The 23,012-nt window shown below is 64.8% G+C and carries 20 protein-coding genes; 13 read left to right on the top strand and 7 right to left on the bottom strand.

Annotated features, from left to right (window positions below; translation table 11 throughout):
* Nucleotides 1-18 precede the first annotated feature (18 nt).
* On the bottom strand, nt 19-678 hold the full coding sequence (locus tag FCT00_RS09775) for an HAD-IA family hydrolase (RefSeq protein ID WP_138422850.1): 660 nt from the start codon (nt 676-678) through the stop codon (nt 19-21).
* An 87-nt stretch (nt 679-765) separates the two neighbouring features.
* Here FCT00_RS09775 and glmU point away from each other — a divergent pair, with 87 nt between their 5' ends.
* The 6 genes from glmU (at nt 766) to FCT00_RS09745 (ending at nt 7,630) form a co-directional block, all read left to right on the top strand.
* Entirely contained in the window at nt 766-2,118 is a 1,353-nt protein-coding gene (glmU, locus tag FCT00_RS09770; RefSeq protein ID WP_138422849.1) for a bifunctional UDP-N-acetylglucosamine diphosphorylase/glucosamine-1-phosphate N-acetyltransferase GlmU, read from the top strand.
* 2 nt (nt 2,119-2,120) lie between these two features.
* Nucleotides 2,121-3,947, top strand: coding sequence for a glutamine--fructose-6-phosphate transaminase (isomerizing) (gene glmS / locus FCT00_RS09765; RefSeq protein WP_138422848.1), 1,827 nt, complete (start codon nt 2,121-2,123; stop codon nt 3,945-3,947).
* Between the two features lie 17 nt (nt 3,948-3,964).
* Entirely contained in the window at nt 3,965-4,507 is a 543-nt protein-coding gene (locus FCT00_RS09760) for a pyridoxamine 5'-phosphate oxidase family protein (protein ID WP_138422847.1), read from the top strand.
* The gene (locus FCT00_RS09755) at nt 4,504-5,181 is read left to right on the top strand and encodes a DNA alkylation repair protein (RefSeq protein ID WP_138422846.1); all 678 of its coding nucleotides are present in this window, start codon (nt 4,504-4,506) and stop codon (nt 5,179-5,181) included. Before FCT00_RS09760 ends, FCT00_RS09755 begins: the two co-directional genes overlap by 4 nt.
* A 59-nt stretch (nt 5,182-5,240) precedes the next feature.
* Nucleotides 5,241-6,353 carry a 5-methyltetrahydropteroyltriglutamate--homocysteine S-methyltransferase gene (locus FCT00_RS09750; RefSeq protein ID WP_138422845.1) on the top strand — a complete coding sequence of 371 codons (1,113 nt, stop codon included), beginning with the start codon at nt 5,241-5,243 and terminating at the stop codon, nt 6,351-6,353.
* 224 nt (nt 6,354-6,577) lie between these two features.
* Nucleotides 6,578-7,630, top strand: a complete 1,053-nt coding sequence (locus FCT00_RS09745; RefSeq protein WP_138422844.1) for a YeeE/YedE family protein — start codon at nt 6,578-6,580, stop codon at nt 7,628-7,630.
* A gap of 19 nt (nt 7,631-7,649) precedes the next feature.
* On the opposite strand, the gene FCT00_RS09740 is transcribed toward FCT00_RS09745, so the two are convergent.
* Nucleotides 7,650-8,936: a DUF3422 family protein gene (locus FCT00_RS09740; protein ID WP_138422843.1), complete on the bottom strand. Its 1,287-nt coding sequence runs from the start codon at nt 8,934-8,936 to the stop codon at nt 7,650-7,652.
* Nucleotides 8,937-9,051: 115 nt separating this feature from the next.
* Nucleotides 9,052-10,209, bottom strand: a complete 1,158-nt coding sequence (locus FCT00_RS09735) for a type III PLP-dependent enzyme (protein ID WP_138422842.1) — start codon at nt 10,207-10,209, stop codon at nt 9,052-9,054.
* 251 nt (nt 10,210-10,460) lie between these two features.
* On the opposite strand from FCT00_RS09735, the gene FCT00_RS09730 reads away from it, so the two are divergent.
* From FCT00_RS09730 to FCT00_RS09720, 3 genes are all read left to right on the top strand, one after another.
* The gene (locus tag FCT00_RS09730; protein WP_138422841.1) at nt 10,461-11,006 is read left to right on the top strand and encodes a pseudouridine synthase; all 546 of its coding nucleotides are present in this window, start codon (nt 10,461-10,463) and stop codon (nt 11,004-11,006) included.
* A gap of 240 nt (nt 11,007-11,246) precedes the next feature.
* The gene (locus FCT00_RS09725; protein WP_138422840.1) at nt 11,247-11,801 is read left to right on the top strand and encodes a hypothetical protein; all 555 of its coding nucleotides are present in this window, start codon (nt 11,247-11,249) and stop codon (nt 11,799-11,801) included.
* A gap of 192 nt (nt 11,802-11,993) precedes the next feature.
* Complete coding sequence (locus FCT00_RS09720; RefSeq protein ID WP_138422839.1) at nt 11,994-12,227, top strand: hypothetical protein; 234 nt, start codon at nt 11,994-11,996, stop codon at nt 12,225-12,227.
* A 67-nt stretch (nt 12,228-12,294) separates the two neighbouring features.
* Here FCT00_RS09720 and FCT00_RS09715 read toward each other — a convergent pair whose 3' ends face one another.
* The 3 genes from FCT00_RS09715 to FCT00_RS09705 all read right to left on the bottom strand — a co-directional run bounded on the left by FCT00_RS09715 (nt 12,295) and on the right by FCT00_RS09705 (nt 15,910).
* A complete protein-coding gene (locus tag FCT00_RS09715) occupies nt 12,295-13,770 on the bottom strand; it encodes an NAD(P)(+) transhydrogenase (Re/Si-specific) subunit beta (RefSeq protein WP_008327856.1) in 1,476 nt (491 codons plus the stop codon).
* 15 nt (nt 13,771-13,785) lie between these two features.
* Nucleotides 13,786-15,360, bottom strand: coding sequence for a Re/Si-specific NAD(P)(+) transhydrogenase subunit alpha (locus FCT00_RS09710; RefSeq protein ID WP_040884259.1), 1,575 nt, complete (start codon nt 15,358-15,360; stop codon nt 13,786-13,788).
* Nucleotides 15,361-15,499: 139 nt separating this feature from the next.
* A complete protein-coding gene (locus FCT00_RS09705; RefSeq protein WP_138422838.1) occupies nt 15,500-15,910 on the bottom strand; it encodes a methyltransferase family protein in 411 nt (136 codons plus the stop codon).
* A 190-nt stretch (nt 15,911-16,100) separates the two neighbouring features.
* On the opposite strand from FCT00_RS09705, the gene FCT00_RS09700 reads away from it, so the two are divergent.
* Nucleotides 16,101-16,862, top strand: a complete 762-nt coding sequence (locus FCT00_RS09700) for an SDR family NAD(P)-dependent oxidoreductase (protein WP_138422837.1) — start codon at nt 16,101-16,103, stop codon at nt 16,860-16,862.
* Nucleotides 16,863-16,865: 3 nt separating this feature from the next.
* Here the strand turns inward: FCT00_RS09700 and FCT00_RS09695 are convergent, their stop codons facing one another.
* Nucleotides 16,866-17,465 (bottom strand): TetR/AcrR family transcriptional regulator, encoded by a 600-nt coding sequence (locus FCT00_RS09695; protein WP_138422836.1) that lies wholly within the window; start codon nt 17,463-17,465, stop codon nt 16,866-16,868.
* Nucleotides 17,466-17,576: 111 nt separating this feature from the next.
* Here FCT00_RS09695 and FCT00_RS09690 point away from each other — a divergent pair, with 111 nt between their 5' ends.
* The 3 genes from FCT00_RS09690 (at nt 17,577) to FCT00_RS09680 (ending at nt 22,986) form a co-directional block, all read left to right on the top strand.
* A complete protein-coding gene (locus FCT00_RS09690) occupies nt 17,577-18,041 on the top strand; it encodes a (2Fe-2S)-binding protein (RefSeq protein WP_008327846.1) in 465 nt (154 codons plus the stop codon).
* 1 nt (nt 18,042) lies between these two features.
* Complete coding sequence (locus tag FCT00_RS09685; protein ID WP_138422835.1) at nt 18,043-20,262, top strand: xanthine dehydrogenase family protein molybdopterin-binding subunit; 2,220 nt, start codon at nt 18,043-18,045, stop codon at nt 20,260-20,262.
* Between the two features lie 297 nt (nt 20,263-20,559).
* Nucleotides 20,560-22,986 (top strand): Hint domain-containing protein, encoded by a 2,427-nt coding sequence (locus FCT00_RS09680; RefSeq protein ID WP_138422834.1) that lies wholly within the window; start codon nt 20,560-20,562, stop codon nt 22,984-22,986.
* Nucleotides 22,987-23,012 lie beyond the last annotated feature (26 nt).

Raw genomic sequence — 23,012 nt, 5'->3', positions numbered from 1 at the left:
CGTTGGGGTCAACTGCCCTCAGCCGATCAGGCGCGCGACTTCGCGGTCGAGATCGTCATAGTGATCGAGCAGCCCCTCTGGCGCGAGATCGGCGACACCCCGCCCCGACGGCCCGAAGGTGATGAGGAGCGAGGGCACCCCCGCCGCGCGCGAGGTTTCGCGATCCGTCACGGTGTCGCCCACCAGAAGCGATCGCGCCACCTCGCCGCCGGCCTGTTCGACCGCCGCCACAAAGGGGGCCGCGTCCGGTTTCTTGACCGGCAGCGTGTCCGCGCCGATGAGCGAGGCGAAGAGGCTGCGCACGCCGAGACGGGTGAGCAGCGTTTCTGCGAGCCCCTCCGGCTTGTTCGTGCAGATGCCGACCGCATAGCCGCCCGCCCGAAGCCGTTCGACGGCGGCCACCGCGCCGGGATACATCACCGTGTGGGTGTCGATGTTCTCGCCATACCATTCGAGCAGATAGGGGTAATCCCGCTCCACCTCCGCCGCGCCCAGCCCAAGCCGGTCATAGCCCAGTGTCAGCATCGCGCGCCCACCGCGAAAGGCCGTCGCCGCATCCGCCACGGGGTCGAGCAGATCGCCATGGCCCGCGCGCGAAAAACAGGCGTTGGCGGCGCAGATCAGGTCGCGCGACGTATCGGCAAGCGTTCCGTCCAGATCGAAAATCACCGTTTTCATGCCAAAGCCCCGCTCTTTCAGACGCACCCATTGCGTGATACGCGCCGAGGGGTAAAACGAGGTGACAGAGAAGAAAAGAGCAGACGCATGGCCACCGCCCTCATCATCCTCGCTGCCGGACAGGGCAAGCGCATGAACTCCGACCTGCCGAAGGTGCTGCATGAACTGGGCGGCGCGCCGCTGTTCGCCCATGCGCTGTCCGCCGGATCGGCGCTCGCCCCGGATCGGATCGTGCTGGTCGCGGGCAACGGAGCCGAGGCCGTTTCGGCCGCCGCCACCAAGCTCGACGACGAAATCGAAGTGGTGTTGCAGGAGGATCGGCTTGGCACGGGGCATGCCGTGGATCAGGCCCGCGCCGCACTTGCCGGGTTCGACGGGGACGCCATCGTCCTTTACGGCGACACGCCTTTCATCACGCCCGAGACGCTTGAGGCGATGATCGCCGCGCGGCGAGGTGGCGCGGATGTGGTCATCCTCGGGTTCGAGGCGGCAGACCCCAAGCGATATGGTCGTCTCGTCATGGACGGTCAGGAATTGCGCCGGATCGTGGAATACAACGACGCGAACGACGAGGAGCGCGCGATCACCCTGTGCAACTCCGGCGTGGTCGCGGCGGATTGCGCCACACTCTTCGACTTGATCTCGGGGCTGTCGAACGAGAATGCGGCGGGCGAATACTACCTTACCGACATTGTCGAGGTGGCGCGCGAAAAAGGCCTGCGTGCCGAAGCCGTGACCTGCCCGGAGGCCGAGACGCTCGGCATCAACAGCCGCGAGGAACTGGCGGCCGCCGAAGCCCAGCTTCAGGCGATCAAGCGGGCCGAAGCCTTCGAGAACGGGGTCACGCTGGTCGCCCCCGACACCGTGTTCTTCGCCCATGACACCTTCATCGGGCGCGACGCCGTGATCGAACCCAACGTGGTGTTCGGCCCCGATGTGACCATCGAATCCGGCGCGCGGATCAAGGCGTTCAGCCATCTAGAGGGCTGCCATGTCAGCGCGGGGGCCGTCGTCGGCCCCTTCGCCCGTCTGCGCCCCGGCGCGGAACTGGCGGAAAAGGCCAAGGTCGGCAATTTCGTCGAGATCAAGAACGCGCAGATCGCCGAGGGCGCCAAGGTCAACCACCTGTCCTATATCGGGGACGCCACCGTCGGCGAGGCCGCGAACATCGGCGCGGGCACGATCACCTGCAACTATGACGGCGTGTTCAAGCACCGGACCGAGATCGGGCCGCGCGCCTTCATCGGGTCGGACACCATGCTCGTGGCCCCGGTTCGTGTGGGCGCGGACGCCATGACCGCCACCGGCACCGTCGTCACCCGCGACATCGAAGACGGGGCGATGGGCGTGGGCCGCGCACGGATGGAGGTGAAGCCGGGCTTCGCCGTGAAACTCTTTGAAAAACTTCGCGCCCGGAAGGCCGCAAAAAAAGGTCATTAAGCATGTGTGGTATTGTCGGCGTCCTTGGCACGCACGAGGTTTCCCCCATCATCGTCGAGGCGCTCCGGCGGCTCGAATACCGTGGTTACGACAGCGCGGGGATCGCGACCATTCAGGAGGGCGGCGTGCTCGACCGTCGCCGCGCCGTGGGCAAGCTCGTGAACCTGTCGGATGAACTCGTCCACAATCCCCTCCCCGGCAAGGCGGGCATTGGCCACACCCGCTGGGCGACCCACGGCGGCGTGACCGTGCCGAACGCGCATCCGCACAAGGCGGGCCGCGTGGCGCTGGTCCACAACGGGATCATCGAGAACTTCGCCACCTTCCGTGCCGAGCTTGAGGCGGGCGGATATGCCTGCGAAAGCCAGACCGACACCGAAACCGTGGCCGGGCTGGTCAACGTCATGATGGATCAGGGCAAAACGCCCGTGGAGGCGGTGCGCGCGGTGCTGCCGCGACTGGAAGGGGCCTATTCGCTCCTGTTCCTGTTCGAGGGCGAGGACGACCTGATGATCGCCGCCCGCAAGAACTCGCCTCTGGCCATCGGGCATGGCGACGGCGAGATGTATGTGGGCTCCGACGCCATCGCGCTCGCCTCGATGACCGACCGCGTGACCTATCTGGAAGAAGGCGACTGGGCCGTCATCACCCGCGCGGGCGCGACGATCTATGACGAGGCCGGGAAACTGGCCAACCGCGAGGTCCGAAAGGTCGCGCTCAGCGCCACCCGGATCGAAAAGGCGGGCTACAAACACTTCATGATGAAGGAGATCGCCGAGCAGCCGACCGTGGTGGACGCGGTGTTCGACGCCTATCTCACCCCCGACGGCGACGCGATCACGATGGACCTGCCCGGCGTCGACTTCACCAAGGTCAGCCGCGTCTCGATTGTCGCCTGTGGCACCGCCTATTACGCGGGCCTCGTCGCGAAATACTGGTTCGAACGCTACGCCCGCCTACCCGTCGACCTCGATGTGGCCAGCGAGTTTCGGTATCGTGAGCCGCCATTCCCCGATGGCACGTTGTCGGTCTTCGTCAGCCAGTCGGGCGAAACCGCCGATACGCTGGCCGCGCTTAGATATTCCGACGGGAAAGCCGCCAAGATCGTCAGCCTCGTAAACAGCCCCGAAAGCTCGATCGCGCGCGAAAGCGATGTGGCGGTGGCGATCCACGCGGGCGTCGAGGTGTCGGTGGCCTCAACCAAGGCCTTCACCGCGATGCTCGCGACCTTCGTGGTCATGGTGCTGAAGGCCGCCGTCGAGCGGGGCGAGATGGACGCGGACACGCTGGCCGAACGGTTGACGGACCTGCGCAAACTGCCGGGGCTGATGAGCCACGCGATCTCCATCGACGGGGAGTTGAGCAAGGCCGCGCGCAAGGTGGCCCAAGCCCATGACGTGCTCTTCCTCGGGCGTGGGCAGATGTTCCCGCTGGCCCTTGAAGGCGCGCTGAAACTCAAGGAAATCAGCTACCTGCACGCCGAAGGTTATGCATCGGGTGAACTCAAACATGGCCCCATCGCGCTGGTCGACAAGGAAACGCCCACGGTGGTTCTGGCCCCCCATGACGGACTGTTCGAGAAGACCGTCTCGAACATGCAGGAGGTGATGGCGCGCGGTGGCCGGGTGCTCCTGATCTCGGACGCGCGCGCCATCGCTCAGGCAGGCACCGGCGTCTGGCGCACGATCACGATGCCCGACGCGCCGGAGCTGATCCAGCCGATCCTCTATGCGATTCCGGCGCAACTGCTGGCCTATCACGCCGCCATCGCCAAGGGGACGGACGTTGACCAGCCCAGAAACCTCGCCAAATCGGTGACGGTGGAGTGACCTGCGGGGAGTGAGCCATGGCCAAGCAGTTCGACCGGATCGAAGACGCCCATAAGCGGTTCATCGAAGACCAGCACATCTATTTCGTGGGCTCGGCGGCGCGCGAAGGCCGCGTCAACGTCTCGCCCAAGGGGATGGACAGCTTGCGTATCATGGGGCCGAACCGGATCGTCTGGCTGAACCTCACCGGATCGGGGAACGAAACCGCCGGGCATCTGCGCGACGTGAACCGCATGACGCTCATGTGGTGCAGCTTCACCACCCGCCCCCTGATCCTGCGCTGCTACGGCACCGCCGAAACCGTGCATCCGCGCGATGCGGGATGGGGCGACCTGTATGCGCTGTTCGACGACCACGCGGGCGCGCGGCAGATCTACGACGTGACGGTCGATCTGGTGCAGACCTCCTGCGGCTATGCCGTTCCGTTCTTCGACAATCCGCGTGAACGCGACACGCTGACCAAGTGGTCGGACGACAAGGGCGCGGACGGGATCGCGGCCTATTGGGAGGAAAAGAACCGCACCACCATCGACGGTGCGGACACGGGGCTGTTCGAATGACGCTGGACGAGGCGCTTGCCGATCTGCGCGCCCGGATCGAACCGGGCCGCGCCGAAGGGGCCGCCGCCTATCACAAGGTGGAGCGTGAATACCTTGGTGTGACCAACCCGGCGATCAACGAGATCACGACGGGCTGGCGCCGGACCCTCACCGTCGACGAACGCGTGACGCTGGCCGATGCGCTCTGGAAGACCGACATCTACGAGGCGCGACTGGCCGCCGCCAAACTGCTGACTCAGGCCCGGATCAAGGGCGACGACCCGGTGTGGGCGCTGATCGTGTCCTGGGTGCCGGATTTCGACAGCTGGGCCATTGCCGACCATGTGTGCATGGCGGGGCAGAAACGGCTGGTGGCCGATCCGACGCGGGTGGACACGGTCGAGGGTTGGACCACCTCCGACCATATGTGGACGCGCCGCGCCGCGCTCGTCATCACCCTGCCCTGGACCAAGCAGAACCACCCCAAGCCCGAAGACCTCGCCATCCGCGACCGGGTTCTGGGCTGGGCGGCGACCTATGTCGACGACCGCGAGTGGTTCATCCAGAAGGCCGTCGCATGGTGGCTGCGCGACCTGTCCAAGCACGACCCCGACCGCACCCGCGCCTTCCTCGCCGCTCATGGCGAACGGATGAAGGCATTCGCGCGCAAGGAAGCCGGGAAATACCTCGCTTGACAGTTGTCGTTGCAACGAACTCCGCCTAACGTCCGCGAAAATCAGATTTGGAGGATCGAATGACTGACCTGACACCCCCGTTCCGCGCCGATCACGTCGGATCGCTTCTGCGCCCCAAAGCCATTCAGGCCGCCCGCAAGAAGCATTTCGAAGAGGGCAGCCTGTCGGCGGACGAGCTGAAGGCGGTCGAGGATGCCGAGATCCCCGCGCTCATCAAGATGCAGGAAGACGTCGGGCTGAAGGCCGTGACCGACGGCGAAGCGCGCCGGTCGTTCTGGCACTACGATTTTATGGGGATGCTGACCGGCCTCGACCTCGACGAGCGGGACGAGGGCGTGCAGTTCGCAGGCGTCAAGCTGCGTCCGATCTTCCCGACGATCACGCAGAAGCTGGACTTCCCCGACGATCACCCGATGCTGGACCACTTCAAATTCGTGGCCGCGAACACCAAGGTCGTGCCGAAAATCTCGATCCCCGGCCCGTCCTGCTGCCACTTCCGCACCGCGCCCGAGGACATCCATCCCGAAGAATACAGAGACCCCGAAGTGCTGATGGCGGACATCGCCGCGACCTACAAGAAAGCGGTGACCAAGTTCTACGAGGCCGGGTGTCGTTACCTTCAGATGGACGACATCTTCTTCGCCTATCTCTGCGACCCCAAGCACCGGGCCGAGAAGCAGGCCAACGGGCAAGACCCCGACTGGCTGATCCAGAAATACAGCTGGATGATGCGCGAGGCGATCAAGGACCGGCCCGCCGACATGACCATCGGGATGCATATGTGCCGGGGCAACTTCCGCTCCACCCATGCGGCCGAAGGTGCCTATGACCTCGCCGCCGAAGCGATCTTCGACACCGGCGTCGACATCTTCTTCATGGAATACGACACCGACCGCGCGGGCGGGCTGGAGCCTCTGGGCCTGTTGCCCAAGGGCAAGCAGCGCATCCTGCCCGGCTTCGTGACGACCAAGACGCCCGAGCTGGAAGAGATGGACTGGCTCAAGTCCAAGTTCGACGAGGCGTCGAAATACGTCGATATCGACCAGCTCGGCATCGCGCCCCAGTGCGGCTTCGCCTCGACCGAAGAAGGCAATGCCGTGACCGAGGACGACCAGCGCCGCAAGCTGGAGCTGATCGTGCGCTGCGCGGAAGAGATCTGGGGCGGCGTCTGAAGCCGAACGCACCCAAACATTCAGATAAGACCAAACGTGTCGCCGCGCCTCCGGGTGCGGCGACATTGTTTTGACGGGGCGGCAACTGCGCGGGCAGCTGTTTTCCCCGCAATTGCCGTTCGGAACAGCGTTCTTCCAGTCCGACGATCCCGGCCGGTTTTTTCCTTGATCGGCACGTTTTCTCCGGCCAAAGGGAACAATCATTCCAGATCGGGGGAAGCGCGATGTTTGAAAGCCTTGGATTTGAAACGCTCACCGCACCGCAGGTCGCCGTGATGTTCGGCGCCCTTGTCGGGGTTTTGTTCGGCGTGCTGGCCGAGCGCACGAAGTTCTGCTTCCGACGTGCCGTCGTGGGGCAGGATCGCCGCGCCGCCGCCGGTGTCTGGTTCATGGCGCTGGCGAGTGCGCTGATCGGTACGCAGGCCGCCGTGGCCGCCGGGCTGATCGCGTTCGACGATCACCGCTTCATGACGGGCGATCTACCGATCCTCGCCATCCTCATAGGGGGTGCATTGTTCGGGGCGGGCATGGTGTTGACCCGTGGCTGCGCGTCGCGCCTGACCGTGCTGGGGGGCACCGGCAACCTGCGCGCGCTGTTCGTGATCCTCGTCTTCGCGGTCGTGGCCCATGCCACGCTGAAGGGCGTTCTGGCCCCGATCCGCACGTCGCTGGGTGCCGTCACCCTGCCCTTGGGCGACGCGGTCAGCCTTGCCGCCCTGCCCGGCGGTGCGCTGTTGTGGTCCGCCGTGATAGCCGTGGCGGCGCTGGCCGTGGCCCTGCGATCCGGCAACCGCCCCGGCACGCTTTTGCTGGCCGCGCTTCTGGGTCTGCTCGTTCCGCTTGCCTGGGTGGGCACGGGATACGTGCTCTATGACGATTTCGACCCGATCGCGATGGAAAGCCTTTCGTTCACCTCGCCCGCGACCGAGGCGCTGTTCTTCACCATCGCCTCGACCTCGATCCCTGCGGGCTTCGGCACGGCGCTGATCGGTGGCGTCCTTGTCGGTGCCCTGCTCGCGTCGCTCGTGTTCCGCAGCTTCAAATGGCAAAGCTTCACCTCCCCCCGCGAAACCGGGCGCTACGCTTCCGGCGCGGCGCTCATGGGGATCGGGGGCGTGCTGGCGGGCGGCTGCACCGTGGGTGCGGGCCTGTCGGGCGTGCCGACCCTGTCGCTCGCGGCGATCCTCGCCCTCGTGGCCATCGCGGGCGGCGCCCTCGTCACCTCCCGCGCGCTGGGAGAGGCCGCCCCGCGCGGTCTGGCCGTGCCCGCCGAATGACCCTGCCGAGCGGCTGATCCTAGTGCGGGATCAGCCGTTTTCGCACCGTCCGGCCCGCAAGCCAGACCAGCAGCACGACGGGGATGACCAGCCCGGCGGTCCACCACACCTTGTCCACGTGCAGCGCACTGGCGACGGGCGCCGTCAGATAGCCCAAAAGGCTGACCGCGTAATAGCTGATCGCCACCACCGACAGCCCTTCGACCGTCTCTTGCAGCCGTAGCTGCAAGTCGGCCCGCCGATCCATCGATTCCAGCAGCGCCTTGTTCTCGGCCGAGCGTTCCACATCGACCTTGGTGCGCAGCAGGTCACCGGCCCGTATTGCGCGTTCGGCCATATCGTGCAACTGCCGCTCGACCGCCTTCACGGTGCGCATCGCCGGATCGTAGCGGCGGGTCATGAATTCGCGAAAGGTCTGCCGCCCGTCCCAGCGTTCCTCGCGCAAGACCTCGATCCGCTGGTTCACGATGGCCTCATAGGCCGCCGTCGCCCCGAACCGGAACGAGGTTTCGGCGTTCAGACGTTCCAGATCGGCCGAAATGCCGAGAAGCTTCTGCAACCGGGCCTCGGAGGCGGTCGTCTCGCTCCCCATGTCCGCGACGAGGCGCGACAGCTCGTCGCCCATTTCGCCCAGCCGCCCCTGTATCGCGCGCGCCCGGGCCAGACCCAGCATCGACATCTGCTTGTATGTCTCGATCTCGCAGATTCGTTGCACGATCCGCCCGATGCGGCGCGGCGAACAGTCGTCTCCGGCGAAGAGCGCGAACCGCGCATGTCCGCCTTCGTCGATGCGGAAATCCCCCGCCATGATGCCCGCTTGGTCGAGCACATGGGTCGCCGCCATGCTTTCCGGCACGAACCACCTGTCGATCTTCGCCCGAATCTCGTCGTCCGAAGGCATCCGCTCCACCCGGATCAGGGCCGAGGTCATGCGCACGCCCGGCGCTTGGGCCAGCCAGTCTTCGGGGAACACACCGAAATTCTTGCCGTCGAAGGGCGTATCGGAATTACCGTCACCGAAGATCGTGTAGGTCACGAATTCCGTGTGGCTTTCCCACTTCAGCCGATATTTGCCCAGATCGCCGAAGAAATGGTTGGCCCCCGGCTTGGGATGCGCCGTGCCGTAGCGGTCGAGCAGATCGGTCAGATGCGCCACGTCCGCAGACCGATCCCGCCCCGCCGCATTCTCGGGCCGTTTGATGGCGAGGTAGACGGCAAAGCACGGTGCGTCGAGCGTGGGGAACGGGCGGGCATGCAGCTCGTTCGCCAGCGCATAGCGCAGCGGATGGTCTTCGATGGTGGCCATGTCCCGGTCCCGTTCGTCGCGTTTCGTTTCACGAGGTTACGCGAAGTCAGGGCACCGATACAGTGGTCGATTGTCGCGCTGGGGTGGCGGCGAATGCGCCACCCCGGCCAAGGACTTAGAGGACGACGACGTCCAGCGGCGGGAAGCCGTTGAAGCCGACCGAGGAGTAGGACGAGGTATAGGCACCCGCGTTGCGGATGATCGCACGGTCGCCCGATTTCAGCGTCATCGGCAGCATGATCGGACGCTTTTCGTACAGCACGTCGGCGCTGTCGCAGGACGGACCGGCAAGGATGCAGGGCCCCATCTCGTCGAAATCGCGCGGCGTCGCGATCTGGTAGCGGATTGCTTCGCCTTCGGTCTCGGCAAGGCCCGAGAAGCGGCCGATGTCGAGGTAGACCCAGCGGTGCATGTCGTCGTCGGATTTCTTCGACACGAGCAGCACTTCGGCAATGATCGCGCCGCACTCGGCGACAAGGCCACGACCCGGCTCGGCCATCACACGCTCGACCATGCCGAACCGCTCGGTGACGAGTTCCATAACGCGGGCCGAGTAGGCTGCGGGCGCGTCGATCGCTTCGCCGTAGAAGGCCGGGAAGCCGCCGCCGATGTTCAGGAGGTCGAGGTCGAAGCCTTCGGCCACGGCGCGGTGCCAGATCTCGGCCACGGCATCGAGGACACCGATCCACATCTCGGCGCGTTTGGTCTGCGAACCCACGTGGAACGACAGGCCGACGGGTTTGAGGCCCAGTTCGACCGCATAGGCCATGAGCGCGATCGCTTTCTCGCCACGGCAGCCGAATTTGCGGCTGAGCGGCCAGTCGGCCTGGCTGTTTTCCACGATCATGCGGATATAGACTTCGGCGCCCGGCGCGTGCTCGGCGATCTTCTCGAGCTCTTCTTCCGCGTCGGCGGCGAAGAGGGTCACACCGGCGTGCCAGGCGAACGCGATGTCGTTCACCTTTTTCACGGTGTTGCCGAAGGAAATGTCCGCCGGGTCCGCACCTTGGCTGAGGCACAGCTCGATCTCGGCGCGCGAGGCCGCATCGAAATGCGAGCCGATGTTCACGAGGCGCTCGATGATTTCGCGGGTCGGGTTCGCCTTCACCGCGTAGTGAATGTTGGCGCGGCCCAGACCCTGCTTGAGCTGATGGTACTGGAATTCGACACGGTCCACGTCGAGGACGAGCGTCGGACGGTCCACGGACATCGACTGAACAGCGGATTCGAGACGGGTGATCGGGGCGAAATCGCCCTGTGCAACGTAGGTCATGTCTATCTCCAATAGACAGGGGTGCAGTACCCCAAGGTTCCAAGTGGAGACGTTACCGTCGCTGCATAAACGCGTGCCGATCCATCCTCGCAGCCCCTTTTGGCGGGGGGTCGCTCATATGGTCTGCCGGTCGTGGCCAGAGGCGCGTGCGTTGGCGTCTTGAATTGCGCATTTGGGGCATGTGTTGAGTCGTTGCAAGAGTTTTTGAATCCGTGGGTGAAATTTTTTGAAAACCCGCTTATGCGGAACACATGGCGAGATTGATCCTGTTCAACAAACCCTTCGACGTGCTGTCGCAATTCACCGACACCAAGTCCCCCTCTCCGCGGGCGACGCTGTCGGATTACATAGACGTGCCAAAGGTTTACCCGGCAGGACGGCTTGACCGCGACAGCGAGGGGCTTTTGCTTCTGACCGATGACGGGCGGTTGCAGGCGCGCATTTCGTCGCCCAAGTCGCGCACCCCGAAAACCTATCTCGCGCAGGTCGAAGGGGCACCGACCGACGCCGACCTCGACCCGTTGCGCAAGGGTGTGACGTTGAAAGACGGTCTCACCCGCCCCGCCGAGGTGCGTCTGATCGAACCGCCGGACCTGTGGGAGCGCGATCCGCCCGTCCGCTATCGCAAGAGCGTGCCGGATCGGTGGATCGAGCTCACCATCACCGAGGGGCGCAACCGGCAGGTCCGGCGCATGACCGCCGCCGTGGGCTTTCCCACTCTCCGGCTCGTGCGTTGGCGCGTGGGCGACTGGTCGGTCGAGGGAATCGCACCCGGCACGTGGCGCGACGCGCGCTAGGCCGGGATACCGACCCTATCCTTTGGCACAGGTCGCGGGCCACATTGGTGCCGCGTTCGACCCGTCCGGTCCCAAGGGTGCCATGGACGGGTTATCCTGCCCCTTTTTCGTCACCAATCGCCGAGAAATGGCCCAATCCAAGCGTGATCGCACCCTATTCCGGCCTGAAACCGGGGGTAATCCCTACCCCAAGTCGTCTTCTGCCCGACGATACCAGTTCATCAGATCGAGACGTTTAGAATGCTGCTCAAATCCGCGATAACGAACTTCCTCAAAGACGAAACCGGCGCCATCACGGTCGATTTCGTGGTGTTCTGGGGGGGCTCCATGCTGATGGCCTATACCGTCGTCGGCGATGTGTCGCATGGCGTGATCCGCGCTGCCGACGGCATTTCCGGCGCGCTGGAGGAAATCGCGGCGACCAACCTGTCGCTCGAAGAAATCACCGGCATCGCCACGACCGCCGCACCCGACCAGACCGGAAACGACGACGACCCGTCCGACGACGACGAGACCGGGACCGAGGACACGGCGTCCAACGAAACCGGAGGCTCCGACAGCGGAAGCGACAGTGGCAACGACGGTGGCACGGGCAACCCGGGCAACGACAAGGATGTCGGGAATGCCGGTGAAAACCCGAACGGGCGTGACGACTGGGGATCGGGGTCAAACGGGATGAGCGATTCCGGTTCGAACGGCAATTCCGGGAACAACGGGAACTCGGGAAACAACGGCAACAACGCCAACAACGGCAATAACGGGAACAACGGCAACCACAACGGGTGGAACGACTGATACCCGACAGGCGCAGGCGGAGGGATCGGGCCGCCCGCGCCGCAGACCGGCCGCGGCGTCAATCATCTGGTAACAGCTGTGGCGCGGCGGTCCCAAAAGAACCTTTCATCGCGCCGGTTCGGGCCACGACGCGACCGCATTGACCACATAACTTTTATTTCGGACGACACATTATGACGGGATTGAAAACCGATGCGTTTGAAAATTTTTCTCGGCAGCGATGCAGGTGCTGTCACCGTTGACTGGCTTGTTCTCACCGCCGCCGTATTCGGCCTTGCGACCGGCGTGATCTTCGCCTTCGATCACAGCGTCACCGGACTCGCCGACGCGGTTGACGACACGATGGTCGAAATCGCCGACAACGATTTCTCACTCGAAACATTCGGGCAGGAGGACGAGGCGGACGGCGCCAGCGAACTGGACTGAACCGCCCGGCCCCGCAATGAAAAAGGCCCCGCAGATCGCGGGGCCTTTTCGATGATGTGTGGTCGGGTCAGTCGAGCAGCGACAACAGGCTGGTGACCGAATCCTTGGCGTCGCCGTAGAACATCCGCGTGTTGTCCTTGTAGAACAGCGGGTTCTCGATGCCCGAATAGCCGGTGCCCTGCCCGCGCTTGGAAACGAACACGTCTTTGGCCTTCCAGACCTCCAGCACCGGCATCCCGGCGATGGGCGAGTTCGGATCTTCCTGCGCCGCCGGGTTCACGATGTCGTTCGACCCGATGACGATGACCACGTCGGTCGAGGGGAAGTCGTCGTTGATCTCTTCCATCTCGAGCACGATGTCGTAAGGCACCTTGGCCTCGGCCAGCAGCACGTTCATGTGGCCCGGAAGACGCCCGGCGACGGGGTGGATGGCGAAACGCACCTCTTTCCCCTGCCCGCGCAGCTTCTTGGTCAGGTCGCTGACCGCGTTCTGCGCCTGCGCCACGGCCATGCCGTAGCCCGGCACGATCACGATGCTGTCGGCATCCTTGAGCGCCTGCGCGACACCTTCTGCGTCGATCGGCTTCTGCTCGCCCTCGATCTCCATCTGCTCGCCCGCCGGGCCGCCGAAACCGCCCAGAATGACCGAGACGAAGGACCGGTTCATCGCCTTACACATGATGTAGGACAGGATCGCACCGGACGAACCCACGAGTGCGCCGACCACGATCAGGAGGTCGTTGCCCAGCGAGAAGCCGATGGCCGCCGCCGCCCAGCCCGAATACGAGTTGAGCATCGAGACCACGACGGGCATGTCCGCGCCGCCGATCCCCATGATGAGGTGGTAGCCGATGAAAAGCGCCATGACGGTCATGATCGCGAGCGGCAGGAACGCGCCCGAGCCCACGTACCAGATCAGCGCGATGAGCGAGATGATCGCGGCGCCCGCGTTAAGAACGTGGCCACCGGGCAGCTTTTTCGCCGCCGAGGTCACTTTGCCTGCAAGCTTGCCATAGGCGATGACCGAGCCGGTAAAGGTCACGGCACCGATGAAGATCCCAAGGAACAGTTCGACCTTCAGGATGTTCAGCTCGGCCTGGCTTTTCTTGGCGATCAGTTCCCCGAACGTGCCCAGCCCCTGCTCATGCAGCCAGACGGACATGCCTTGCGCGTTGAGCGAGGTGGGGGCCGACGCCATGATCTCGGCCACGCGGCCCATTTCGAGATGCGCGTTGTAGCCCACGAACACGGCAGCAAGACCGACGAGCGAGTGCATGGCGGCCACGAGTTGCGGCATCTCGGTCATCTGGACGCGCTTGGCGACGTAGAAGCCGATGATCCCGCCCGCCGCGACGAGCACGACCGACAGAAGCCACAGGCCGGTGCCCGGCCCGATCAGCGTTGCGAAAACCGCCAGCGCCATGCCGACGATGCCGTACCAGACAGCCCGTTTGGCGCTTTCCTGGCCCGAAAGCCCGCCCAGCGACAGGATGAAGAGGACGGCTGCGACCACATAGGCCGCGGTGGTGAATCCGAATTCCATAAGTCCGTCTCCCCCTTACGATTTCTGGAACATGGCGAGCATGCGCCGGGTGACGAGGAAGCCGCCGAAGATGTTGATCCCGGCCATGAAGACCGACACGGCCGCCAGCAGGATCACGAGGAAGCTCCCCGATCCGATCTGCATGAGCGCGCCGAGGATGATGATCGACGAAATGGCGTTGGTGACGGCCATCAGCGGCGTGTGCAGCGAGTGGCTGACGTTCCAGATGACCTGGAAGCCGACGAAGACCGACAGCACGAACACGATGAAGTGCTGCATGAAGCTGGCGGGCGCGAAGAGACCGGCAAGCAGGATCAGGCCACCGCCCACGACCAGAAGGGTCGCCTGCGTCTTGGTCTGCTGCTTGAAGGCCGCGATTTCCTGCGCCCGCTTCTCTTCCGCCGTCAGTTCCTTGGGCGGCGGCGCCTTTTTCTGGGCCGCGATGGCCTGCACTTTTGGCGGCGGCGGCGGGAAGGTGATCTCGCCCGCATGGGTCACGGTGGACCCGCGGATGACGTCGTCCTCCATGTTGACGTTGATCTTGCCGTCCTTGTCGGGCGTCAGATCGGTCATCATGTGCCGGATGTTGTTGGCGTAGAGCGTGGACGACTGGGTCGCCATGCGGCTCGGGAAATCGGTGTAGCCGATGATCGTCACGCCGTTGGGTGTCACCACCTTCTCGTCCATCACCGTGCCTTCGGCGTTCCCGCCCTTTTCGGCGGCGAGGTCGACGATGACCGAACCCGGCTTCATCGAGTCGATCATGTCCTTCAGCCACAGCTTCGGCGCTTCCCGGTTCGGGATGAGCGCCGTCGTGATGACGATGTCCATGTCGGGGGCCAGTTCACGGAACTTGGCAAGCTGGGCCTCGCGGAACTCCGGCGACGATACGGCGGCGTAGCCACCGGTCGCGGCGCCGTCGGCCTGCTCTTCCTCGAAGTCGAGATAAACGAACTCGGCACCCATCGACTCGACCTGCTCGGCCACTTCGGGCCGCACGTCGAAGGCGAAGGTCTGCGCACCCAGCGAGGTCGAGGTGCCGATCGCGGCAAGTCCGGCCACACCGGCACCGATGACGAGCACTTTCGCCGGGGGCACCTTGCCCGCCGCCGTCACCTGACCGGTGAAGAACCGGCCGAAGTTGTTGCCCGCCTCGATCACGGCACGGTAGCCCGCGATGTTGGCCATGGACGACAGCGCGTCCATCTTCTGCGCGCGGCTGATGCGCGGCACCATTTCCATCGCGATGACGGTCGCGCCCTTGGACTTGGCCAGTTCCAGCCCCTCTTCGTTCCCGCCGGGGTTGAAGAAGGTGATGAGCGTCTTGTCCTTGGTTAGGCGCTTGAGTTCCGTATCGGTCGGAATGCGCACCTTGGCGATGATGTCGGCCTCTTTCCACAGGCTCGCGGCGGTCTTGACCACCTTCACGCCCGCGGCTTCGTAATCCGCATCGTTGAACCCGGCTTTTTCGCCGGCCTTGGTTTCGATGAGGCAGTCATACCCCAGCTTCTGCAACATGCCCGCCGATTCCGGCGTCATGGCAACGCGGTTTTCCCCCGCGATGGTTTCCTTTGGAACCCCTATCTTCACGGTACTTTCCTTCTCCCACTCACGCCGCGGGTGTTTCCCCCGCAGTCTCAAGAAAATTTCCTATACGCTACGATTCCGGATTGCGACCGAAACCGTAGGGTTTGCGACTTTATGTTCTCCTAGCGTGCTTGCCCCTGCGTCACAACCATCGGCCCACGCGGTCCATCCAGTCCCGCGCCTCGTCGCCAAAGGCTTCGATCAGGCCCCGCTCCTCGCCCCGGATGAACCTGTGCGAGATGAAGGCGGCGAAGATCGGGACGAGGATCAGCGCGAGCGGCACGTCGAGATGCAGGATCACCCCTGCAAGCACCAGCGCGTCGCCGAGGTAGATCGGGTTGCGCGTCACGCGGTAGATGCCGGATCGAAGAAAGGCCGAAGGCACGCGGCGCGGAATGAAGCTCGTTCGCCCGCGCAGAAACTCCACGAGCGCCAAGGCCATCAGCCCCAGGCCGACCACGACAAGGGCATCGCCCAGATAGCGCACCCAGCCCGGCCCGAACGTGCCGCCGGGAACCAGCCGGTCCAGTCCGAACGACGCGGCGATCGCCACGATCAGCCAGAAGGGCGGTATGTCGAGCCACTTGAGCAGCAGAATCTCTCGCGCAACATAATTTCATCAGCCACCGTTTATTGAGGAACAATCTTGCCGACGCAACCCCTCGCAGGTGCAGCATTTCCGTAACGTAGCGATTGCGCCGCAGCGTCACAGGCGTAGCGTGACCACAAACGCGGGAGGAACCATGAACGAACTGACGGGAAAACATGCGCTTGTGACAGGCGGCGGCACGGGCATCGGTCTGGCCATCGCGACATCGCTGGCGGGCGCCGGGGCCGACGTGACCATCACCGGACGCCGGATCGAGGTTCTGGAGGACGCGGCCAAGGCGCATCCGAACCTGCATCCGGGCGTGATGGACGTGTCGGACGAGGCCGACGTCAAAACGGCGGTCGCCAAGGCGCGCGAGGCGCGTGGGCCGATCACCATCTGCGTCGCGAACGCGGGGATCGCCGAGGGGCGCAAGCTTACCAAGACCTCGACCGAGATGTGGCGCAAGGTGATGGCGGTGAACCTCGACGGGGTGTTCTACACGCTGCGCGAGGTGGTGCCGGACATGGAGCGCGAGGATTGGGGCCGTGTCGTCGCGATCTCGTCCATCGCGGGGCTCAAGGGGCTGAAGGGCGCGGGCGCCTATTCCGCCTCGAAACACGGGGTCATCGGCCTGATCCGGTCGTTCTCGGAAGATTTCATGGGATCGGGGCTTACGTTCAACGCGATCTGCCCGGCCTATGTCGATACAGCCATCGTCACCCGCAACGTGGATGCGATCTCGGAAAAGATCGGCGGCGACCGCGAGGCGGCGCTGGCCATGATGCGCGATCTCAACCGCCACAAGCGCCTGATCCAGCCCGAAGAGGTCGCGGCGGCCGCGATGTGGCTGGTCGGCGCGGGATCGGAAAGCGTGAACGGCCAGACCATCGAGATCGCCGGCGGTCAGATGTAGCGGTCAGGGCCGCAGCGACCGTCCGATGAGCCGCGCGAGGCGGTCGAGGTCGGCGCGCAGCACGGCATAGCTGCGCGCGGCCATGACGACCCCGTGAAGCGCGTTCAGGATCGTGCGGGCGGCATCCTCCGCCGTTCCATAATCCTCGAGCGTCACATTGCCTGCCGCCTGCGCCCGTGCGAGCCAATCCGAAATCACCGCGATCAGCTTGGCGTCGCCCTCGGCCACCACACCGGCGGCGGCGGTGGTCTTGAGGTCGATAAGTTCCTCGCCATGCGGTGAATCCATAAGCATGTCGTAAGGCGGCGCGACCTTGGCCGCGAATGCGCCCCTGAGCGCATCGACCGGGTCGCCCGCGCCGTGCAGAACCTGCGCCATCGCGCCCGCGACCTGTTCGAAGTAAAGCTCCACACCCGTGGCGAAGATGTCTTCCTTGTTGCGGAAATGCAGATAGAGCGCCGCGCGCGACATGCCCGCCCGCTTGGCGATCTCGTCCATCGACACCCGGCGAAAGCCGTATTGGGCGAACGCCGCCATCGCAGCGGTGAGGATCACCTGCTGTTTGTCATCCGACTGCCCAATTCGTCCCGTATCAACCTGCATGAGAGCCTTCTGACACTTTGGACAAAATCTGTCAATTGACGCGCTGACATTTTTCGTGCATTTTGTCAGAAGCAATGGCGCGCGAACAGCCAGTCACGGGAGAGACCAGCCATGAGTTACAAGATCACCGTCAACGGAACGTCGCACGACGTCGACCTGCCGGGCGAGGTGCCGCTTCTGTGGGTCCTGCGCGACGAACTGGGCCTGACCGGGACCAAGTTCGGCTGCGGTGTCGCGGCCTGCGGGGCCTGCACGGTTCAGGTCGACGGCATCGCCCAGCGGTCCTGCCAACTGCCGCTCGAAGCGGTCGAGGGCGAGGTGACCACGATCGAGGGCGTCGGCACGCCGGACAATCTGGCCGCCATTCAGCAGGCCTGGGTCGACAACAACGTCGCGCAGTGCGGGTATTGCCAGTCCGGCCAGATCATGCAGGCCGCCGCCCTGCTCGCCGACATTCCGAACCCGACCGATCAGGACATCGACGACGCCATGCAGGGCAACCTCTGCCGCTGCGGCACCTATCCGAAAATCCGCGCCGCGATCCACGACGCGGCCAAAGCGATGCAGGAGGCCTGATATGTCCCGTCTCGGAAAAATCACCCGCCGCGTCTTCCTCGTTGGTGCCGTCGCCGTGACCGGCGGCGTTGCCGTCGGCGCCTATGCGATCACGCGCGATCCCGAAAACCCGCTCGACCCGTCCGAGGGCGCGTCGCTCAACTCCTACGTCATCATCGACAAGGACGGCGTGACGGTCATCGTGCCGCGCGCCGAGATGGGGCAAGGCGTCCAGACCTCGCTCGCCGCGCTGGTGGCCGAGGAACTGGAAGTGCCGATGAGCATGGTGCGCGTCGAACATGGCCCCCCCGCCAAGGCCTATGCCAACTCCAAGTTCATTCTGCCGCGCAGCTATGACAGCGAACCGCCGGGCAAGTTGGTGAACACGGTGATGGAGGCGATGCCCCGCATGATGGGGATGCAGATCACCGGCGGCTCGATGAGTGCCGTGGACGCGTGGGAAAAGAACCGGATCGCAGGGGCCGCCGCACGCGAAATGCTGATTTCCGCCGCCGCCGAGAAACTGGGCGTGGGCCGCGACCAGCTGCGGGCCGAAAACGGGGCCATCGTGGCGACCGACGGCACCACCCTTCCTTACGCGGAGCTTGCCGAAGCCGCCGCCGCCATCACGCCGCCGGACAACCCGCCGCTGAAAGACCCCAAGGATTTCAAGCTGGTGGGCAAGGCGCTCCCACGCCTGGATCAGCCTGCCAAAGCGACGGGCACCGCGCCCTTCGCCATCGACACGCGGGCCGAGGGGATGAAGTTCGCGACCGTCAAGATGACGCCCCGGATCGAAGGCGAAATGATCTCGTTCGACGCGAGCGTGGCCGAAGGGATGCCGGGGATCGAGAAGATCATCGACCTTGGCGACGGCGTCGCGGTGGTTGCCAACAACACTTGGCTCGCCATGCAGGCCGCCGAAGCGATCACGTTTGAATGGGGCGAAGCGCCCTATGGCGCGACCACGGACGAGGTTTTCGCAGACCTCGAAGCCGCCTTCGACGGCGAGGTGAACTCGACCCCGCACGATCACGGCGAAATCACCGAGTCCGACGACGATGTGGTGGCCGAGTATCGCGCGCCCTTCCTGTCCCACGCGCCGATGGAGCCGATGAACGCCACCGCGCTGTTCACCGGCGACGCGCTGGAACTCTGGGCGGGCATTCAGGGCCCGATCATCACCCAGCAGCAGACGGCCAAGGCCGTGGGGCTGAAACAGGATCAGGTCACGGTCCACACCACGATCATGGGCGGCAGCTTCGGCCGCCGCGGCTTCAACGACTTCGCCATCTACGCCGCGAAGGTCGCGAAAGAGATGCCCGGCACCCCGGTCAACGTCACGTGGTCGCGCGAAGAGGACATGCGGCACGACTTCTACCGCCCCGGCGCGATCGGCCGGATGCGGGCACGCCTGAACGGCGACAAGGTCGAGATGTTCAAGGCCGACCTCGCCGCCGGGTCCGTCATGCGCGCGACGATGAAGGCGTTCATGGGGATCGACCGCCCGATGGCCGACCCGATGGTGACCGAAGGCGTGGCCGAACAGCCCTATGGCTTCGACAACGTGCTGATCCGGGGCTACGTGCCCGAGCGGTCCCCGCGCGTCGGCTTCTGGCGCTCGGTCGGCAATTCGCAGAACGCGTTCTTCATGGAAAGCTTCATCGACGAACTGGCCCACAAGGCGGGCGTCGATCCGGTGGCGTTCCGCCTTGCGCATATGGAGGGCGTGGACGCCGAGACGGTCGAGGTCGTCAAGACCGTGGCCGACATGGCGAACTGGACGGGGAAGACACCTGCGGGCAAAGGGCGCGGCATCGCCGTCACCTATTCCTTCGGGACGCCCGTGGCCGAGATCGTCGAGGTGTCCGACGTGGATGGCGCGGTCAAGATCGACAAGGTCTGGATCGCCGCCGATCTGGGCAAGATCATCGACCCCGGCAACGTCGAGGCCCAGCTTATCTCGGGCGCGATCTATGGCCTGTCCGCCGCGATCCATGACGAGATCACGTTCGAAGACGGCATGGTCGTCGAAGGCAACTTCTGGGATCACGACGCGCTCCGCATGAACGCGACGCCGGAATTCGAGGTCAAGGCCCTTGCCTTGGGCGGTGCGGTCGGTGGCGTCGGCGAACCCGGCACGCCCCCCGCGGCCCCCGCCCTCGCGAATGCGATTTTCGACCTGAACGGCACGCGCCTGCGCAAAATGCCCTTCCGACACGAGGTCGACTTCTACGCCTAAGGTGCGCAAATGAGACTGCGCCCTGTTGCATAAAAGCACGGAATTCCGCCTCATGGCGGAATTCCTTACCTGCCCGAAAATATTGACGCTACGTCAATCATCGAAATGAATGAACCAGTTCGTTACAAATCACTTCAGCACGACCGGATCATAACCGGCGGCATCGAGGCAGAGTGGTTCAGGTGTGATGGCGTATTGGTCAGCCATTGATCGTTGCAGGTATTTGCTGGCGGGTTTTGCCGGCCTCCCCTACATCCGCCCCTTCGCCTCGCCCCGCCCCGGGTGTGAGGCGCGATCATGGCCACGATGAATTCAGGCCTCGGCGGGCCAGCGGGCTACGGCGAGAACCTCTTTTCCTCCACCTCCAAGACCACGGGCAACAACGACGACGGGTCGGTCTATGTCGATACCTCGTCCGTCTTCGGCGACGGCATCGACTTTTTCGGAACCACCTATTCCGGGCTTTACGTTAACTCCAACGGCAACATCACCTTCGGGGCCGCCAACACCGCCTATCAGACCTCGAACCTCGCGGGCACCTCGTCACGCATGATCGCGCCCTTCTGGGGCGACGTGAACATCAATTCGGGCGGCGAGATTTACTGGGATCTCGACGCCGCCGCAGGCACCGTGACGATCACGTGGGACGGGGTCGCGCCCTACAACGGGTCCGGCGCGAACTCGTTCCAGATCGTGCTGACCGACATCGGCGGCGGCAATTTCACGGTCGAATTCATCTACGAAGACATCCAGTGGACGACCGGCTACAGCCAGGTCGCCCAGGCGGGCATCACGGATGGAGGGGCGAACGACTTCATCCTCCCAGGCTCCGGCAATGCCACCACGATGTCGAACTACGAAACCTACGACTTCGGCACCAACGACCCGAACGGCACCACCGACTTCTTCTTCGTGAATGGCCAGCCCGTCTTTGGCGACGGTGTGGTCGAGGGCACGTCGGGTGCCGATACGATCGACGCCGCCTATTTCGGCGACCCGGACGGCGACCTGATCGACGACGGCGACGGCACCGGGCCCGCGGGCAACGAAGACCTGATCTACGGCTTCGACGGCGACGACAACATCTTCGCGGGCGACGGCGACGACACGATCTACGGCGGTGACGGGACCGATAACATCCTCGGCGAAGATGGCGACGACACGATCTATGGCGACAACGGCCCCGTCGGCGTCACGGAAGACCTGAACTGGTCCGCGCAGGGCGCGGATGGCGCCAGCATCGCGGGCGGCTTCACCCAGACCACCGGCACCATGGATGTGAACGTCTCGTTCTCGGCCGATGGCAACAACGCCGTGTTCGAAGTCGCGACCGCCGAGACCAACTACGTGGCCGGGGGCGAGCCCTTCGCCCCCAATTCATCGGCCTATGTCTACGGCAATGGCGACGGACCCACGGGAACCGTCACCATCGACTTCGCCGCCGTCCCCGGCTCCGGCATGTCGGACGAGGTGCAGAACGTCGCCTTCCGCCTGAACGACATCGACAGCTACGCGGGCAACCACATCGACGTGCTGACCGTGAACGCCTATGACGAAAATGGCGATCCGGTCGCCGTGACCCTGACGGCGGCGGGCAACGACAGCGTTTCCGGCAATACCGTCACCGCGGGCGGCACGCTCGACAATTCGCAGGACGCCCAAGGCTCGGTGCTGGTCGAGATCGACGGGCCGGTGGCGTGGTTCGAGGTCATCTACGTCAACGCCCTGACCGGCACGCACGGCATCAACATCACCGACGTGAGCTTCGACACCATCCCCGCCTCCGGCGCCGCCGACAACATCTTCGGGGGGCTCGGCGACGACACGATCCACGGCGAAGCGGGTGACGACGTGATCTGGGGCGACGAAGGGTCGGACATCCTTTTCGGCGGCGCGGGCGACGACACGATCTGGGCCGGTGCGGGCGATACGGTCACCGGTGGCGCGGGCGACGACATGATCTGGCTGGACGCCGCCAACGCATTCGGCGGGCCGGGCGCGGTCATTGACATCATCGGCAGCGAAGACGGCGAAACCGGCGGCGACACGCTCAACTTCGCCGGGCTGATCGACTGGGGCACGATCAGCTACACCGACGCGGAAAGCGGCTCGGCCACGCTGTCCGACGGCACCACGGTGACATTCTCGAACATCGAGAACCTCATCATCTGCTTCACCGGCGGCACCGCCATCGACACGCCCTCCGGCCCCTGCTCGGTCGAACATCTCAGACCCGGCGATCTGGTCCTGACCCGCGATCGCGGCCCGCAGCCGATCCGCTGGATCGGGCGCCGCACGGTGCCCGGCACCGGCACCTTCGCCCCGATCCGCTTTGAACGCGGCGCCTTCGGCAACGTCGCGCCCCTGATGGTCTCCCCCCAGCATCGCATGGTCTATTCCGGCAGCCGCGCGAACCTCTATTTCGACACGCCGGAGGTTATGGTTCCCGCCAAACACCTTGTCGACCAGCGCCTGATCCGGCAGGTCGAGGTGCCCACGGTCACCTATTTCCACATCATGCTGGACAGGCACGAGGTGCTCTGGGGCAACGGCGCCCCGTCCGAAAGCTTCCACCCCGGCGCGCTGGGTCTGGACGCCCTCGCCGCCGAGGCGCGCGAGGAGCTTCTGACCCTCTTCCCCGACCTGCGCGCCGATCCGGCGGTTTACGGCAAGACCGCGCGCCGCGTTCTCAAACGCTTCGAGGCGCGGCTTCTGGCGGCCTAGGCAACACGCCCGCCGTCAAAATCGGT

The organism is Maritimibacter alexandrii (genome assembly GCF_005871115.1).
Taxonomy (GTDB): Bacteria; Pseudomonadota; Alphaproteobacteria; order Rhodobacterales; family Rhodobacteraceae; genus Maritimibacter; species Maritimibacter alkaliphilus.
Note: the sequence above shows the minus strand (reverse complement) of the source record. Positions and strands in the feature narration are given on the sequence as shown.